Origin of the sequence: Streptomyces sp. NPDC058650, from assembly GCF_042717315.1 — a bacterium.
Classification (GTDB): Bacteria; Actinomycetota; Actinomycetes; order Streptomycetales; family Streptomycetaceae; genus Streptomyces.
This window is the reverse complement of sequence record NZ_JBHXRL010000014.1, coordinates 25,213-41,636: the sequence shown is the minus strand read 5'-3', so window position 1 is coordinate 41,636 and position 16,424 is coordinate 25,213. Positions and strand designations below refer to the sequence as shown.

At 73.5% G+C, this 16,424-nt stretch carries 17 protein-coding genes; 10 read left to right on the top strand and 7 right to left on the bottom strand.

The annotated features are described in order from the left end of the window. The first annotated feature begins 59 nt into the window (after positions 1 to 59). The 7 genes from ACFWWU_RS23910 to ACFWWU_RS23880 all read left to right on the top strand — a co-directional run bounded on the left by ACFWWU_RS23910 (position 60) and on the right by ACFWWU_RS23880 (position 7,354). Entirely contained in the window at positions 60 to 920 is an 861-nt protein-coding gene (locus tag ACFWWU_RS23910) for a bifunctional methylenetetrahydrofolate dehydrogenase/methenyltetrahydrofolate cyclohydrolase (protein ID WP_384147864.1), read from the top strand. 1 nt (position 921) lies between these two features. Beyond that, positions 922 to 1,377: a DUF3017 domain-containing protein gene (locus tag ACFWWU_RS23905; protein ID WP_384147863.1), complete on the top strand. Its 456-nt coding sequence runs from the start codon at positions 922 to 924 to the stop codon at positions 1,375 to 1,377. A gap of 222 nt (positions 1,378 to 1,599) precedes the next feature. After that, a complete protein-coding gene (locus ACFWWU_RS23900) occupies positions 1,600 to 2,565 on the top strand; it encodes a DUF2690 domain-containing protein (RefSeq protein ID WP_384147862.1) in 966 nt (321 codons plus the stop codon). Between the two features lie 288 nt (positions 2,566 to 2,853). Then, the gene (locus ACFWWU_RS23895) at positions 2,854 to 3,843 is read left to right on the top strand and encodes a malate dehydrogenase (RefSeq protein WP_384147861.1); all 990 of its coding nucleotides are present in this window, start codon (positions 2,854 to 2,856) and stop codon (positions 3,841 to 3,843) included. Positions 3,844 to 4,196: 353 nt separating this feature from the next. After that, entirely contained in the window at positions 4,197 to 5,987 is a 1,791-nt protein-coding gene (locus tag ACFWWU_RS23890) for a hypothetical protein (RefSeq protein ID WP_384147860.1), read from the top strand. Beyond that, complete coding sequence (locus ACFWWU_RS23885) at positions 5,980 to 6,372, top strand: hypothetical protein (RefSeq protein WP_384147859.1); 393 nt, start codon at positions 5,980 to 5,982, stop codon at positions 6,370 to 6,372. Before ACFWWU_RS23890 ends, ACFWWU_RS23885 begins: the two co-directional genes overlap by 8 nt. Position 6,373: 1 nt before the next feature. Beyond that, positions 6,374 to 7,354, top strand: a complete 981-nt coding sequence (locus ACFWWU_RS23880) for a serine/arginine repetitive matrix protein 2 (RefSeq protein WP_384147858.1) — start codon at positions 6,374 to 6,376, stop codon at positions 7,352 to 7,354. Between the two features lie 96 nt (positions 7,355 to 7,450). Here ACFWWU_RS23880 and ACFWWU_RS23875 read toward each other — a convergent pair whose 3' ends face one another. Then, the gene (locus ACFWWU_RS23875; protein ID WP_384147857.1) at positions 7,451 to 8,212 is read right to left on the bottom strand and encodes an isocitrate lyase/phosphoenolpyruvate mutase family protein; all 762 of its coding nucleotides are present in this window, start codon (positions 8,210 to 8,212) and stop codon (positions 7,451 to 7,453) included. Beyond that, the gene (locus ACFWWU_RS23870) at positions 8,209 to 8,715 is read right to left on the bottom strand and encodes a carboxymuconolactone decarboxylase family protein (protein WP_384147856.1); all 507 of its coding nucleotides are present in this window, start codon (positions 8,713 to 8,715) and stop codon (positions 8,209 to 8,211) included. Before ACFWWU_RS23870 ends, ACFWWU_RS23875 begins: the two co-directional genes overlap by 4 nt. 47 nt (positions 8,716 to 8,762) lie before the next feature. Here ACFWWU_RS23870 and ACFWWU_RS23865 point away from each other — a divergent pair, with 47 nt between their 5' ends. Then, complete coding sequence (locus ACFWWU_RS23865; RefSeq protein ID WP_384147855.1) at positions 8,763 to 10,169, top strand: PLP-dependent aminotransferase family protein; 1,407 nt, start codon at positions 8,763 to 8,765, stop codon at positions 10,167 to 10,169. 75 nt (positions 10,170 to 10,244) lie between these two features. On the opposite strand, the gene ACFWWU_RS23860 is transcribed toward ACFWWU_RS23865, so the two are convergent. Next, positions 10,245 to 11,156, bottom strand: coding sequence for a hypothetical protein (locus ACFWWU_RS23860; protein WP_384147854.1), 912 nt, complete (start codon positions 11,154 to 11,156; stop codon positions 10,245 to 10,247). Between the two features lie 114 nt (positions 11,157 to 11,270). Between ACFWWU_RS23860 and ACFWWU_RS23855 the strand changes: the two genes are divergently transcribed. Together ACFWWU_RS23855 and ACFWWU_RS23850 are read left to right on the top strand one after the other, a co-directional pair. Then, positions 11,271 to 11,573 (top strand): hypothetical protein, encoded by a 303-nt coding sequence (locus ACFWWU_RS23855; protein WP_384147853.1) that lies wholly within the window; start codon positions 11,271 to 11,273, stop codon positions 11,571 to 11,573. Between the two features lie 14 nt (positions 11,574 to 11,587). After that, on the top strand, positions 11,588 to 12,772 hold the full coding sequence (locus ACFWWU_RS23850; protein WP_384147852.1) for a glutathionylspermidine synthase family protein: 1,185 nt from the start codon (positions 11,588 to 11,590) through the stop codon (positions 12,770 to 12,772). Between the two features lie 39 nt (positions 12,773 to 12,811). Here the strand turns inward: ACFWWU_RS23850 and ACFWWU_RS23845 are convergent, their stop codons facing one another. From ACFWWU_RS23845 to ACFWWU_RS23830, 4 genes are all read right to left on the bottom strand, one after another. Beyond that, positions 12,812 to 13,507 carry a polysaccharide deacetylase family protein gene (locus tag ACFWWU_RS23845; RefSeq protein WP_384147851.1) on the bottom strand — a complete coding sequence of 232 codons (696 nt, stop codon included), beginning with the start codon at positions 13,505 to 13,507 and terminating at the stop codon, positions 12,812 to 12,814. Between the two features lie 102 nt (positions 13,508 to 13,609). After that, on the bottom strand, positions 13,610 to 14,815 hold the full coding sequence (rocD, locus tag ACFWWU_RS23840) for an ornithine--oxo-acid transaminase (protein ID WP_384147850.1): 1,206 nt from the start codon (positions 14,813 to 14,815) through the stop codon (positions 13,610 to 13,612). A gap of 128 nt (positions 14,816 to 14,943) precedes the next feature. Continuing rightward, positions 14,944 to 15,786 carry a hypothetical protein gene (locus ACFWWU_RS23835; protein ID WP_384147849.1) on the bottom strand — a complete coding sequence of 281 codons (843 nt, stop codon included), beginning with the start codon at positions 15,784 to 15,786 and terminating at the stop codon, positions 14,944 to 14,946. Continuing rightward, positions 15,779 to 16,378: an RNA polymerase sigma factor gene (locus ACFWWU_RS23830; protein ID WP_384147848.1), complete on the bottom strand. Its 600-nt coding sequence runs from the start codon at positions 16,376 to 16,378 to the stop codon at positions 15,779 to 15,781. The genes ACFWWU_RS23835 and ACFWWU_RS23830 overlap by 8 nt, the downstream gene beginning before the upstream one ends. Positions 16,379 to 16,424: the final 46 nt, after the last annotated feature.

The window sequence follows — 16,424 nt, the reverse complement described above, 5'->3', positions numbered from 1 at the left end:
CGAGCCGTCCGGCGGGAGTGAATTGGAACAAGGCGGGGGTCATCCGGGAGGATGTCCGCATGAGCGCCCAGATTCTCGATGGCAAGGCCACCGCAGCCGCGATCAAGTCCGAACTGACCGTCCGCGTGGCGGCCCTCAAGGACCAGGGCGTCACGCCTGGCCTGGGCACCGTCCTCGTCGGCGACGACCCGGCCAGCCAGAAGTACGTGGCGGGCAAGCACCGCGACTGTGCCCAGGTCGGCATCGCCTCCATCCAGCGACAGCTTCCGGCCACCGCCACGCAGGAGGAGATCGAGGCGGTCGTACGGGAGCTCAACGAGGACCCGGCCTGCACCGGTTACATCGTCCAGCTCCCGCTGCCGAAGGGCATCGACGAGAACCGCATCCTGGAGCTGATGGACCCGGCCAAGGACGCGGACGGCCTGCACCCGACCAACCTCGGCCGGCTCGTGCTCAACGAGCCCGCCCCGCTGCCCTGCACGCCGAACGGCATCATCACGCTGCTCCGCGCGCACGGCGTGGAGATCAGCGGCGCGGAGGTCGTGGTCGTCGGCCGCGGAGTCACCATCGGCCGCCCGATGCCGCTCATCCTCACCCGCCGCTCCGAGAACGCGACCGTGACCCAGTGCCACACCGGCACCCGGGACCTGTCGGCGCACCTGCGCAACGCGGACATCATCGTGGCGGCGGCCGGTGTGCCGCACCTGATCAAGCCGGAGGACGTGAAGCCGGGCGCCGCCGTCCTCGACGTCGGCGTCTCGCGCAACGGCGAGGGCAAGATCGTCGGCGACGTGGACCCCGGTGTCGTCGAGGTGGCCGGCTGGATCTCCCCGAACCCGGGCGGCGTCGGCCCGATGACCCGCGCACAGCTCCTCGTGAACGTCGTCGAGGCCGCCGAGCGCGCGGCCGCGGCGCTCTGACATGGCGTCCGAGGGTGGTGCCGCCGGGGGCGGTGCCGCCGAGAGCGAGGCCGCCAAGGGGGCCAGGCGGCGCCGGTTCGGTCTGACCACCGACACCGCGCGGCCCGAGGGCGGCGGCCGTGCGGCGCCCGGCGACGCCTCGGCGCCCGCGCGTCAGTGGCCCCTGCTCACCGTGCTCGTCCTCGCCGGCATCGGCCTCGTCGTGGTGGGCACGGACCCGTTCCCGCATGCCTTCCGGGTGGGCACGATGCTCGTCGGAGCGGCCCTGCTCGTCGGCGCCGTGATGCGCCGGGTGGTGCCGTCCGTGGGCATGCTGGCCGTGCGGTCCCGCTTCACGGACATGATCACGTACGGGGTGATGGGCGGCCTGATCGTGCTGCTCGCGCTCATGGTGCAGCCGCGGCCCTGGCTGCGGATCCCGTTCTTGGAGGACGTCCTCCATCTCACCGTGACGTAGGGACGACAGGTCCGCGTACGGCGCCCGCCCTCTCCCCCGTGGGAGGGCGGGCGCCGCTGCGATCAAGAGTCATGTACGCGCCAACGTGGTTCAAGTTCCGGCCGCTCGCTGTGTCACGGAAGTGACCATTCCGCCACCTCGCCTGCGCATCCGGGGCGCGGATCGCCCTCGGAGCTGCCATCCTTCGAGAACGCAGGGAGGTCGCGGACAAGGGGGGCGTACATGCCTGGCTGGAAGGCGCTGTCGGACGAACTCGACCCGGACGTCCGTGCGTTCGCCGAGCGGCTCCGTCGGCTGGTCGACCGCAGCGGCCTCGGTGTCACCGCCGTGGCCGAGCGCACCGGACACGACCGGAGCACGTGGGACGCGTATCTGGGCGCGTTGCGGCCCGTCCCCAGGAACGCCGTCGCGGCGCTCGCCGAAGTGACCGGAACCGATCCCGGCGACCTCGCGGCGGAATGGGAACGCGCCGAACGGGGGTGGTCGCGGAACGGCCGCCCCGACGCCCTCGCCGGTGTCGGCGACCCGGGTGACGGAGGCGGCCCTGACGACGGCCCCGACGACGACCGGACCATGCAGATCCGGCACCTCGGGCAGGCCCCCGCCTCCGCCGCTGCCTCCGCCCCCGCCTCCGCGTCCGCCCCCGCATCGGCCTCCCCGTCCCCGCCCCGACCCCGTCCCCGCCGGACGCCCCTCCTCTACGCCGCCGGGATCCTCGGCGCCCTGCTCGTCGTCACCGCCGCCCTCCTCCTCGTCGACCTGGGCGGTACGGACGACGGCACGGACGACCGGGCCGCGACCCCGCCCGCGCCGACCGCCCCGACGGCCGCGCCCAGCGTCAGCCTCCCCGCCGGGGTGCGGTGCGCGGGTCCCGGCTGTACGGGCCGCGACCCGGAGGCCATGGGCTGCGGCGGCCCCCTCGCCACCACCGTCGCCGTCACCCGCGTCGGCACCGCCCAGGTCGAGGTCCGGCACAGCGAGACCTGTGCGGCGGCCTGGGCCCGGATCACCGGAGCCGTACCGGGGGACACCGTCACGGTGAAGGTCGCCGGAGCCACCCGGCGCGCCGAGGTGAGCACGGGCGCCGACACCGACGCGTACACCCCGATGCTCGCGGTCACCGCCGGTACGGACGCGACGGCCTGCGCCACGCTCGCGGACGGGAGCGAGGCCTGCACCGCGAACTGACGGCACGAGGCCCGCACCGCGAACCGACGGGACGAGGCCCGCATCGCGAACCGACCCGGCCCACACCACGAACTGACGGACCTCCACGGCCTCGGACGGGTGGCAGTGAGCCGGACCACAACGGGGTGGGGGTCCGGGGGCCCGTGGGTCCGATAGCCTGACCGCTGGAAATCTCTTCACGTCGAGACACCGATCGATCGCACTGATCGATCGTCGATCGTCGATCAGAAGGGACGTCCGGAACCCGGGGCAGGGACCCCCACCGCCAGCTGTCTTACGGAGATCGCCATGACCCGCACTCCCGTGAATGTCACCGTCACCGGCGCGGCCGGCCAGATCGGCTACGCGCTGCTCTTCCGCATCGCCTCGGGCCACCTGCTCGGCGCGGACGTGCCGGTCAAGCTGCGCCTCCTCGAGATCCCGCAGGGCGTGAAGGCCGCCGAGGGCACCGCCATGGAGCTCGACGACTGCGCGTTCCCGCTGCTCAAGGGCATCGACATCTTCGACGACCCGAACAAGGGCTTCGAGGGTGCCAACGTCGCGCTGCTCGTCGGCGCCCGCCCGCGTACCAAGGGCATGGAGCGCGGTGACCTGCTCGCCGCCAACGGCGGCATCTTCAAGCCGCAGGGCAAGGCCATCAACGACCACGCCGCGGACGACATCAAGGTCCTCGTCGTCGGCAACCCGGCCAACACCAATGCCCTGATCGCCCAGGCCGCCGCCCCGGACGTGCCGGCCGAGCGCTTCACCGCGATGACCCGCCTGGACCACAACCGCGCGCTCTCGCAGCTCGCGGCGAAGACCGGCGCCTCCGTCGAGGACATCAAGCGCCTCACCATCTGGGGCAACCACTCGGCGACCCAGTACCCGGACATCTTCCACGCGGAGATCGCCGGCAAGAACGCCGCCGAGGTCGTCGCCGACGAGGCGTGGCTGGCCGACACCTTCATCCCGACCGTCGCCAAGCGCGGCGCCGCGATCATCGAGGCCCGTGGCGCGTCCTCCGCCGCCTCCGCCGCGAACGCCGCCATCGACCACGTCCACACGTGGGTCAACGGCACCGCCGCGGGCGACTGGACCTCCATGGGCATCCCGTCGGACGGTTCGTACGGCGTCCCGGAGGGCCTCATCTCCTCCTTCCCCGTCACCTGCACCGACGGCACGTACGAGATCGTCCAGGGCCTGGACATCAACGAGTTCTCCCGCACCCGCATCGACGCCTCCGTGCAGGAGCTGTCGGAGGAGCGCGACGCGGTCCGCGAGCTCGGCCTCCTCTGAGCCGCGACCCGAGGGCCTGAAGCCCTGAACCGTCCGAAGGCCTGACCGCCTGACGGCACCCCGCATACCCGGCGCCCCCGGACCGTACGACCGACCGTACGGCCCGGGGGCGCCGTTTTTCCGCGCCGGTCTTTCCGCGCCGGTCTTTTCGCACCGTCTTCCGCACCGTCTTCCGCACCGTCTTCCGCACCGTCTTCCGCGCCGTCTTCCGCGCCGTCTTCCGCGCCGTCTTCCGCGCCGTCTTCCGCGCCGCTTTTCGCGCCGACACGGAGCCCCCGCCTCCCCTATGCTGTCCCACCGGTCCCGCCCAAGTGGGCCACCCATACGGACAGTTCCGCAGCACCGGGGGAGTCTTGGCGCAATCGTTCGTACCCCAGCAGCCTGGTCAGCCACCCGGTCAACCACCTGGTCAGCCACCCACGCCGCCGGATACGCCGCCCGGCACGCCGCCCGCCGTCGATCCGCGCCGCTTACCCTCCGCGAGCGAGTCGACCCGCCTGCTCTGCGCCGGCACCTACCTCGACGACGGCTTCCGGGACACCGTCATCGACCAGCTGTACGTCCACGAGGAGCGCTTCGCCGCACCCTCCCTCGGCTTCGACGCGAGCCGCGTCCTCGCGCACGCGCTGCGCGCCCGCCGCGTCGAACTCGCCTGGGCCGCCGGCATCCTCGCCCTGTGGATCATCGCGCTCCCGCTCACCAAGGGCCTCATCACGCTCCTGATCGCGCCGTTCCTGGTGCTCGGCCTCGCCCGCTGGGTCCGCGGCCGGTCCGCCGTCGCGCCCCTCTACCGCACCGTCCCCGCCTTCGTCCTGCGCTGGTACGGCCGGATCACGTTCGTCCAGTCGGCCCTGCTCCTGCTCTTCCTCGCCTTCGGCGACGACGAGGCCGGCTGGGAGTTCCTCGGCGACGTCTCCGAAGCGGGCGAGTTCCTCGGGTTCGCGCTCGGCCTCGCCGCCGAGGGGATGTTCGGCATCGGCCCGCTGGAGGTGTGGATCACCATCGCCGTGCCGCTGCTCGTGGCCTGGGCGGTGGCGACCCAGCACGGCCAGTTCGCCCGCGCCCTCACCCAGGAGCTCTCCAAGGAGCGCTTCCCCGACCTCCGTTCCGACCCGGCCGAGCAGGCCGAAGGCGTCCGCTCCCGCCGCCTGCGCGACCGGATCCGCGTCGAGCAGCACGCGCGCCTCGTCCTGTACGGCTCCGACGACCCGTTCTGCGGCGCCGGAGCCCCGTACGAGCCCTGGTCGCTCTCCATCGAACTGCGCCCCCGCAAGAACCTCGACGGCAAGGCGCCCGAGCCGCTCGACAACAGCGCGATCATGCGGCACGTCGTCCCGCTCGTGGAGGCGCTCCGCGTGCCCTCGCCGCACGGTTCGCCGCAGATCCAGGCCGCCGTACGCGACCGGCTGCGCGAGCTGGAGATCGACGAGGTCGTCTTCCTGCCCGTCGACGGACTGCCGGCCCGTACCGCCGCCCCGTACACCCCGGAGGGCTTCGAGCTGCACCGCTCGGGCGCCGTCGAGGAGGGCGGCGAGACCCGCCGCCACTTCCTCCGGATCCGGGTCGGCGGCTGGGGCGAGGAGATCGTCGCCACCGTCTTCGTCCGCGTCCACACGCAGGGCGGCATGCTGATGCTGGAGGTCGCCCCGCACGTCCTGCGGCCGGTGAAGCGGCTCTACCGGGACGCCGACCGGATCGCCCACCGCTACCGGCACAACCACCACTTCGGGAAGGCCGTCTGGGCGCTCGGCCGGATCCCGCGCTCCGGCGGGCAGGCCGTCGTCACCCTCTGGCGGGCGCTCGGCCACGGCTGGCGGCTGCTCACGGCGGGCCACGCGAACGCGCTGCCCGAGGGGCCCTGGATCTCGGTCCGCGAGCACGGCTCCGACGACCAGGCCTCCCTCTTCCAGGAGATGGACGTCAGCCGCTACCTGAAGAGCATTCAGGACCGGGTCGCGAACGGTGTGACCGTCGCGCTGCGCGAAGCCGGTTACGAGACCGCCGAGTTCGAGCAGAAGATCATCCACGTCGCCGAGGGCGGCACGTTCATCGAGAACACCAAGGGCAACGTCACCCTCGGCAATCACAACAACGTCACCAACAAGACCTTCACCACCTCGACGACCGGAGGCGACCGTGGCTGACACCGGCAACGACAGCGGCAACGACAGGGCCCGCGGCGGCATCCACGTCACCAACACCGGCGGGAACGTCACCATCGGCGACAACAACACCGTCACCAGCACGGTGAACGGAACGCAGCCGGCCCGCGATCCGGCGCAGGAGGAGCTCCTCCAGGCCATCCGCAGGCTCCGGGCCGACCTCGGCGGGGTCGTCGCCTCCGAGCAGACGGCCGCCCTGGACGAGGAACTCTCCGACGCCGAGGACGAGATCGAGGGCACCGGGCAGGCCGGTACGGGCCGCCTGACCCGGCTGCGTCAGGCGCTCGTGGACGCCGGCGCGGTGAGCGGGATCCTCGCCTCGGGCGTGGCCGTCGGGCAGGCCGTCGGCGCCCTGCTCGGAGGGTGAGATGAGCGCCCGCTGGAACGACGAGACGCAGAGCTGGGAGACGGTCGGGGGCGGTCCGGCGCCCGGCCCGTCGCCGACGCCTGCTCCCGGTCCCGTCGTCGGCCCCGATCCCGATCCCGATCCTGGTCCGGCTCCCGTTCCCGTTCCCGGTCCCGTCGTACCCCCGCCGCCTCCCCCGCCCTCGTACGCCCCGGAGTACGTACCGGAGACGGGGGAGTGGCAGTACCTCACCGCGCCGGGCCCGGCCGCCGGTGCGGCGGGCGGGCGGCCGCGTGCGCGCGGCGCGGTCGCGGCGGGGGTGGCCGTCGCCGTCCTGGCGGCGGGTTCGGTGGGCACGTGGCTGCTCTGGGGCAAGGGCGAGGATGGGAACTCCCCGGGGGCCGGCGGCCCGGCGGCCTCGGTCTCGGCCCCGCTGGAGACGACGCCGTCGGACTACCCGACGGACACGGAGACGCCGTACGAGACCGACTCGCCGTCGGACTCGCCCACGCCCTCCGACTCCGCCCCCACCTCTGCCACCGACGACGTCCCCCCGCCCACCTACACGGTGCAGAAGGACCTCAAGGGCTTCACGATCGCCGTCCCCGAAGGCTGGAACCGCTCCGAGTCCGGCCAGGAGGGCGTCTTCTACAACGCGCCGGACGGGAAGAGCCTCCTCCAGATCCTCGTCATCACCGAGCCAGGCATGACGCCGTACGAGGCCCTGCGCCGTGCCTCCGACGACGGCAAGGCCAACAAACCGGGCTACGTGGAGATCAGCCTCGACCGGGTCACCGGCGAACCGGACGCCCCGGCCGACTCCGCCGAGCTGGTGTACGCGTACGACCGCGAGGGCGGCCGCCGCCAGGTCGTCGACCGCGCCTTCACGGCGGCGGACGGCAACCACTACGCCATCCTCGCCGCGGGCCCGGAGACCGACTGGCCGAAGCAGCGCGAGGTCCTGCGCGCGGCGCTGGAGTTCTTCCGCCCGGGCGCGTACTGACGGCGACGCTGCCGTGCTCGTCCGACGGTGCCGCTCCCGGCCCGACGGTGCCGTGCCCGGCCCGACGGTGCCGTGCTCAGCCCGACGGTGCCGTGCTCAGGGCGAGGGCACGGCACCGCTCCGGAGCCTCGCCGCCAGGGCCGTGAGGCCGGCCGTGGCGCGCAGGAGCAGGCCGTCGCCGAAGGTGACGCGGGTCGCGCCCAGCAGGCCGAGCTCGGCGAAGGACAGGCCGCCGGGTACGGACAGGGCGTTGAGGGGGAGGTCGCCGAGCGCGGCGCGCAGGGCCGGGAGGTCGGCGGGCGGGGCCGCGATCGGGTAGACGCAGTCCGCGCCCGCCTCGGCGTAGAGCCGGGCACGGGACACCGCGGCGTCCCGCACCGCCGTCCCGTCGCCCGTCCGCCGGATGTACACGTCCACGCGTGCGTTGACGAAGAGCCCGGGGCCCGCGGCCGCCCGTACCTCCGCCAGCCACGCGGCATGGGCCTCCGGGTCCTTGAGCCCGCCGGCCGGGTCGCCGTCCTCCAGGTTCACCCCGACCGCGCCGGACTCCCGTACGCGTTCCACCAGTTCGGCCGCCGGCAGTCCGTAGCCGCCCTCCACGTCGGCGGTGACGGGTACGGAGACCGCGCGGGCGATCCGCGCCACGGCGGCGAACATCTCCGCCGCCGGCGTCTCCCCGTCCTCGTACCCGAGAGCGGCGGCGATCCCCGCGCTCGGCGTCGCGAGCGCGGGGAAACCGGCCTCCTCGAAGGCGCGGGCGCTCACGGCGTCCCACGGGCCGGGCAGCACCAGCGGATCGCCGGCCGCCCGGCCCCGGTGCAGGGCGCGCAGGACGTCGGCCTTCGGGCCCCGGCTCACGAGCTGCGGGGGGTGTAGTGGCCGGGCGTCAGCCTGGTCGTCACGCCGATGCGGTTCCAGGCGTTGATCGTGACGATCGCGGCGATGACCCGGGCGAGCTCGGTCTCGTCGAAGTGCGCGGCGGCCCGCGCGTACACCTCGTCGGGGACGAAGCCGTCGGTGAGGACGGTGACGGCCTCGGTCAGGGCGAGGGCCGCGAGCTCCCGCTCGGTGTAGAAGTGCCGGGACTCCTCCCAGGCGGAGAGCTGCACGATCCGCTCGACGGTCTCGCCCTCCGCCAGCGCGTCCTTGGTGTGCATGTCGATGCAGAACGCGCAGCGGTTGACCTGCGAGGCGCGGATCTTGATCAGGTGGTAGAGGGTCGGGTCGACGTCCTTCGCGGCCGCCGTCTCCAGCCGGATCATCGCCCGGTAGAACTCGGGGACCCGCTCGGCCAGGGCGAGGCGGGGCGGGTGCTCGTGCGCGTTCTTGTCTGCTGCCGTGGTGGTTGCCGTCGTCGTCATGCTTCTCACCGTACGAGCCGGATGGCTCAGGAGTATGGTCCATTTCCATGGCAAACGAGTGGGCCACTTTCGGCGCCGACCTCCATCTGGAACTGCGCGGTCCGCAGCTGCGCGCCGGACTCATGGACGCGCTCCGGGAGGCGGTCCGCAGCGGGCGCCTGGAGGCGGGCACACGGCTGCCGTCCTCCCGGTCGCTCGCCGCCGACCTGGGCATGGCCCGCAACACCGTCGCCGACGCCTACGCCGAGCTGGTCGCCGAGGGCTGGCTGACGGCCCGGCAGGGCTCGGGCACGCGCGTCGCCCGCCGGACCGCGCCCCGCAGGGCCGCGCGCCCTGCCCCCGCCACGCCCGCGACGGCGGTACGGCCCCGGCTCGGCGTCCCGGCGCACAACCTCAAGGCCGGCACCCCCGACCTCGCCTCCTTCCCGCGCGCCGACTGGCTCAAGGCATACCGGCGGGCGCTGACCGCCGCCCCGAACGAGGCCTTCGGCTACGGCGACCCGCGCGGCCGGATCGAACTGCGCACCGCGCTCGCCGAGTACCTCGCCCGCGCCCGGGGCGTGCACGCCAGGCCCGAACGGATCGTGATCTGCGCGGGGTTCGTCCACGGGCTGATGCTGATCGGCGAGGTGCTGCGCGGCCGGGGGGTGCGGGACGTGGCGGTCGAGTCGTACGGGCTCGGCGTCCACGCCGACCTCCTCGTCCGGGCCGGACTCGGGACCCCGGTCCTGCCCTTCGACGCACGCGGTACGCGCGTCGAGGAGCTGACGGGCGCCGGGGGCGTCCTGCTGACGGCGGCGCACCAGTTCCCGCTGGGCGGCGCCCTGCCGCCGGACCGGCGGGCGGCCGTCGTCGACTGGGCGCGCGCCTCGGGAGGCTTCGTCCTGGAGGACGACTACGACGGCGAGTTCCGCTACGACCGGCAGCCGGTGGGCGCGCTCCAGGGCCTGGATCCCGAGCGGGTCGTCTACCTGGGGACCGCGAGCAAGTCCCTGGCGCCCGGGCTGCGGCTGGCGTGGATGGTGGTGCCGGAGGGGCTGGTGGGCGAGGTGGTCGCCGCGAAGGGGGCCGTGGACTGGGCGTCGAGCGCGCCGGACCAGCTGGCGTTCGCCGAGTTCCTCGGCTCGGGGGCGTACGACCGGCACGTACGGGCCATGCGGCTGCGCTACCGGCGGCGCCGGGACCAGTTGGTGGAGGCGGTGGCCGCGCACTCGCCGCGGACGCGGGTCAGCGGGATCGCGGCCGGCCTCCACGCGGTCCTCGCCCTGCCGCCCGGCACCGAGCAGGACGTCCTGCGGGCCGCCGCCTGGCACGGCCTCGCCGTGCAGGGGGTCAACCAGTTCCGCCGCCCGGGCGTGGAGCCGGCCCTGGACGGCTTGGTCGTCGGCTACGCCACACCCCCGGACAGCGGCTGGCAGGGCGCGCTCCAGGCCCTGTGCCGGGTACTGCCCTGAACGACCCCCGCCCCGCCCCGACCCGTGCCGCCCCGCCCCGCCCCGACCCATCGCGTGCCGCCCCGACCTGCCCCGTCAGGGCGTGTGGTGTCCCCGCTCGGGCGCCGGGGCCTGGGCCGGGGTCGCCTCGGCGCTCGAATCCGCCTCCGCCTCCGGGGTCTTCGCTTCGGCGGGCTCGTCCGGCACCGGCGGTTCGCCGAAGCGGGCCAGGGTCAGGGAGCCGGCCACCGCCACCGCGAAGCCGAGGATCGCGAGCCACTCCATGCCCTCCCTCGTACGGTCCCCGAGCCAGACCACGCCGACCACCGCGGGCCCGATCGTCTCGCCGAGCACCGCGCCCGCCGTCGCCGTGGTCACCGAGCCCCGCTGGAGCGCCGAGGTGAGCAGCAGGAACGCCGCCCCGCCGCCGACGAGCAGCGCGTACCAGACCGGGTCGGCGAAGTCGACGCCGTCGATCAGCCGGACGGCCACCTCCACCACCCCGAAGCCGAAGCCCGCCCCGAGGCCGAGGACGAGGGCGCGGGGCTTCTCCGGCAGCCGCCCCGCCGCCACACCGAGCAGCAGCACCCCGAAGGAGACGGCGAGCAGCCCCCACCGCAGTGCCTCCGCGGTATCCCGGTGCCCCTCCTTCCCCGAGGCGATCGCCAGCATCGCGAGCCCCAGGCACACCACGGCCACGGCGGTCCACTCCACCCGGCTCAGCCGCACCCGCAGCAGCCGGGAGGCGATGACCGCCGTCACCGCGAGACTCGCGGCGAGCGCCGCGCCCACCACGTAGATGGGCAGCGTCCGCAGCGCCACGACCTGCAGGGCGAAGCCCAGGGTGTCCAGCCCCAGGCCGGCGAGGTAGCGCCACTGGTGCAGCGCCCGCCACATCAGGGCGACGTCGACGCCTCCGCCCGTCCCCGGCGTCGAGGCCCGGGCCGCCATGGCCTGAAGGACAGAGGCCGCGCCGAAGCAGAAGGCCGAAGCAAGCGCACAAATCATCCCAAGAAGCACGAAGCGACTCTAGAGGTTGAGGCCGGAAATCACCGGCCTACACTGTGCGGTCGCGACTGTCGTGGCCACGACGACCGCGACCGCGAAGGGGAGGCGACGGACATGCGGAGGCTGAGGTCGAGCACGGTGGTGCTCGGTGGGATGGGTGTGCTCGCGGCGACGATCACCGCGTGCGGCTCCGAGCCGGACCAGCGGTGTGTGGACCCGCTGACCCGGGAGGAGCTGCCCAGCTACCGGTGCGATAGCGGCGGCGGCGATGACGACGACGACAGCAACGGCACCACGACCCGGGGCTCGTACTACTACGGCGGCTCCGTCCGGAGCGGCAAGGTGAGCGGCGGCAGCTTCAGCAAGGCGGCCGTCGACACCGGCGGTTTCGGCTGCTCGGGCTCCGGCGGCGGCTGAGGAAGGCCCGGCACATGAAGCGGCACACCATCGAGCCCCGGCCCGGCTGGCAGGCGATCGTGGAGGAGCAGGGGGTCGTCTACCCCCTGACCCGCTACCCGGACGGCTCGCTGCGTCCGTACTGGGACGAGAGCGCGTACTACTCCTTCACGCTGCCCGAGGTCGAGGCCCTGGAGGAGGTCGTCGAGGAGCTGCACGCGATGTGCCTGGCGGCCGCCGCGCACATCGTCGAGCGGGACCGGTTCGCCGAGCTCGGGATCACCGACCCGAAGCTCGCCTCCCTGGTCGCCGAGGCCTGGCGGCGCCGCGACGAACTCCCCTCCCTCTACGGGCGGTTCGACCTGCGCTACGACGGTACGGGCCCGGCCAAGATGCTGGAGTACAACGCCGACACCCCCACCTCGCTGGTGGAGGCCGCCAGCCCGCAGTGGTTCTGGATGGAGGAGCGGTTCCCCGGCGCCGACCAGTGGAACTCGCTCCACGAGCGGCTCGTCGACGCCTGGAAGCGCCAGGCGCACCTGCTGCCGCCGGGCCCCGTCCACTTCGTCCACTCGGACGGCGACGAGCTCGGCGAGGACCTGATGACGGTCGCGTACCTGCGCGAGACCGCCCAACAGGCCGGGCTCGACACGGAGGCGCTCTCCGTCGAGCGGATCGGCTGGGACCGGCTCTCGCGCCGCTTCGTCGACGACCGGCTCCGGTTCATCCGCAGCTGCTTCAAGCTCTACCCCTGGGAGTGGCTGACCACCGACCGCTTCGGGAAGCACGTCCTGGACACCCTCGACAACGGCGGCGGGACCGGCACCACCTGCTGGATCGAACCCGCCTGGAAGATGCTCCTCTCCAACAAGGCGCTGCTCGCGATCCTGTGGGAGCTGAACCCCGGTCACCCGAACCTGCTCCCCGCCTACCTCGACGGTCCGCGCGAGCTCGCCTCGACCACGGGGTGGGTCGCCAAGCCGCTGCTCGGCCGCGAGGGCGCGGGCGTCACCCTGCACGAGGCCGGTACGGAGCCCTTCGTGCGGGACGGGGAGGCCTGCTGCTACCAGGAGCTGGCCCCGCTGGCCGACTTCGACGGCAACAAGGTGGTGCTCGGCGCGTGGGTCGTCGAGAACGAGGCGGCGGGGCTCGGGATCCGGGAGTCGGCGGACCTCGTCACCGACGAGTACGCCCGCTTCCTCCCGCACGTGATCCTCTAGGGGTGTCCTGCTGATCGGCAGGACACCCCTGGGAGCCGGTCACTCCGGGACGTACTCCCTGAGCGGCGCGGGCTTGAGGCCGGCCGCCTCGGCCAGGTCCAGGGCCCGCGTCAGGTCCTGCTCCAGGGTCTCGTTGAAGTGGAGCAGGATGATGTCGCCGGCCTTGAGGGTCGGCGTCGGCGGGGTCCACTGCCCCCAGGTGGTGAGGTCGTACGTCCACGTCACCACGGCCTTCGCCCCGCAGGCGCGCGCGGTGGTCCGGGTGGTCGCGTCGTACGTGCCGTAGGGCGGGCGCAGCAGCCGCGGGCCGTCGCCGAACCGGGCGAGGTGCCGGTCGCGGGCCCCGCAGACCTCCGCCCGCTGGCCGGCGGCGTCGAGCGTGGTCAGGTCGGGGTGGTCGACGGTGTGGTTCTCGACGCGGGAGCGGCCCTGGTTCAGCAGGGTGTGGAAGTAGCCGGAGTCGTACGAGTAGGCGCCCGGCAGCAGGAAGAGCGAGGCGGGCACCCGGCGGTCGAGCAGCAACTTCGCCGCCGCGGGGTCGTGGTACCAGCCGTCGTCGATGGTGATGAAGACGACCGGGTCGGTGGTCTCGACGTGCGAGACCACCGGGACGGGCTCGGGCCAGGCCGCCCTGGGGGCGGAGTGCGCGGGTCCCGTGGACGCGCCGAGGAGCGCGAGAGGGACGAGGGCGGCGAGCGCGGCACGCACGGCGTGACGCAGACGGAGTCTCGGCATGGCGGCATCATTGGCCTAGACCAACTGTCGTGTCAATGACCCGAGTTGTCCCGCGCGAGACCGGTGCGGACGCCTCTCCGCCCTCGACCGAAACGGACCCCGTCAGTCCGACAGCACCCCCCTCAACTGCTCGAGACCCCAGTCCAGATCCTCCTTCGAGATGACCAGGGGCGGCGCGATCCGGATCGTCGACCCGTGTGTGTCCTTCACCAGGACCCCCCGCTCCATCAGCTTCTCCGAGATCTCCCGGCCCGTGCCGTGCGACGGCGCGATGTCCACCCCCGCCCAGAGGCCGCGCCCGCGCACCGCCTCGACCGCCCCGCCGCCCACGAGCAACCCCAGTTCGGCGTGGAGGTGCTCGCCCAGCTCCGCCGCCCGCTCCTGGAACTCGCCCGTCCGCAGCATCGCGATCACCTCCAGCGCCACCGCGCAGGCCAGCGGATTCCCGCCGAAGGTCGACCCGTGCTCGCCCGGCCGGAACACCCCCAGCACCGACCGGTCGGCGACCACCGCCGACACCGGCACGACACCGCCGCCCAGTGCCTTCCCCAGGATGTACACGTCCGGCACCACGCCCTCGTGCTCGCACGCGAACGTCTTCCCCGTCCGGCCCAGACCCGTCTGGATCTCGTCCGCCATGAACAGCACGTTCCGCCGGCGCGTCAGCTCCCGCACGCCCGGCAGATAACCGGCCGGCGGCACCAGCACCCCCGCCTCGCCCTGGATCGGTTCGAGCAGCACCGCCACCGTGTTCTCGGTGACCGCCGCCTCCAGGGCCGTCAGGTCCCCGTACGGGACGATCTCGAACCCCGGCGTGTACGGGCCGAAGTGGTCCCGCGCCTCGTGGTCCGTGGAGAAGCTGACGATCGTCGTCGTCCGGCCGTGGAAGTTGTTCCCCGCGACCACGATCTTCGCGTGCCCGTCCGGCACGCCCTTCACCTCGTACCCCCACTTCCGGGCGGTCTTCACGGCCGTCTCGACCGCCTCCGCCCCCGTGTTCATCGGCAGCACCGCCTCCTTGCCGCACAAGGTCGCGAGCTGCGTACAGAACTCGGCGAAGCGGTCGTGGTGGAAGGCGCGCGAGGTCAGCGTCACCCGCTCCAGCTGCGCCTTCGCGGCATCGATCAGCCGTCGGTTGCCGTGCCCGAAGTTGAGCGCCGAGTAGCCGGCGAGCATGTCGAGATAGCGATGCCCCTCGACATCGGTCAGCCAGGCGCCGTCCGCCGAGGCGACGACGACCGGAAGGGGGTGGTAGTTGTGAGCGCTGTGCGCCTCCGCGGAAGCGATCGCGTCTTGCGTCCTCGACACGGGGTCTCCGTTCGTCCTGCGGCCCGGGAGCTCAGAGGTTGTGGCCCCCTTCTTATCGTCGCTCGCCCGCCGGAAGCGGAAACCTCGACGACGGCGCGCCCACCGCTCCGGAAGCGCGCGCCGGGGGGTCACCCTCGGCCGACCGACTCCGCCGCCCGGCGCGCCTCCTCCGCGTCCGGTATGCCCTCCAGCCGGAAGGTGAGCGCGCCCCCGCTCCGCGTCCAGAGGAGCGTGGGCCCCGCCATACGGACCTCATGGGTCCAGACCCGGCCCGTCCCGTCCGTCATCGGGACCGTCAGCAGATGCGGCGCCGCGAACCAGTAGCCCTGCGCGCCGTCCGGCAGGTCCACCCACTCCGGCCGCGTCGTGACCTCCTTGGCGAAGCCGACGTCCAGCCCGGCAGGGAACTCGTCCAGCCGGACCGTCCGCTCCCCGTCCCGCCAGCACAGGCTGATCACCGCCCGGCCCCGCTCGGCCGACCCCGTCACCGCGACCGCGTCCGGCGGGCCGAGCGCCTTCGGTATCAGCGGCTCGAAGCCCGCCAGACGCCCGGCCTCCGCCAGGGGCACCGGCTCCGGACACCCCGGCACCACGCCACCGCCCGGGACACGGCCCCCGGCGGGATCGTCGGAGTACCGCACGGAGACACCGCCGAAGCCGAACCAGTCCGCCACCGCGGCCCGCACCGGCGGAGTGAGCACGAGCACGATCAGTACCCCGGTCAGGCCCGCCACCAGCGCCCGCCACCGCCCGCGAGCCCACCTCCGCACCGATGCCCCCCACCGGCGCCACACCGGCAGAGGCTCCGGCGCGGGCGTCGGTACGTGCTCGGCGAGGAGCTGCGCGAGCACCCGCTCCGCCATGGACTCACCGTCCACGTCGGGCACCCGAAGCCGCCGCCCCAGCTCCCGCAACTCCTCCGGCAGCCGCTCCTGCGGAAGCCGCTGCTCCGGCAGCCGCTCCTCAGCCACGCTCCTCACCTCCCTCCCGCACGAGTCCCTCCAGCACCGGTCCCAGCTTCTTCAGCGCCCGGCTCAGCCGGGACTTCACCGTCCCCCTCGGCCAGCCCAGCGCCTCGGCCGTCTCCGCCTCGTCCAGCTCCAGCAGATAGCGGTGGATCACCACCTGCCGGTGGTCCTCGGCGAGTCCGTCCAGGGCGTCGAGGAGCCGCCGGCTCCGCTCCCGCTCCTCCGCGGCGACCGCCGGGTCCGCCGACTCCGGTATCCGCGGCTCGCCACCGAGCAGGTCCGCCTCCCGGTCCGCGACGGCCCGCTGCCGACCCGCCGAGCGCACTGTGTTCCTGGTCTCATTGACGACGATCCGCAGCAGCCACGGACGGAACGCCGCGCCCTCCCTGAAACGCCCCAGCGACCGGTACGCCTTGAAGAACGCCTGCTGCACCACGTCCTCGGCCTCCGGCCCCGCGCCGCACGCCACGGCCGCCCTCAGCGCCACCGCCGTGTGCGCGCGGACCAGCTCCGCGTACGCCTCCGGCTCTCCGGCGCGCACCCGTGCGATCACCACGGCCTCGTCGTCGACCAGGCCCCCCTCCCGCGTCCTCACACCTTTGATACACCGGCAGTCGGGGATCGGTTCCCACACCTGAGAG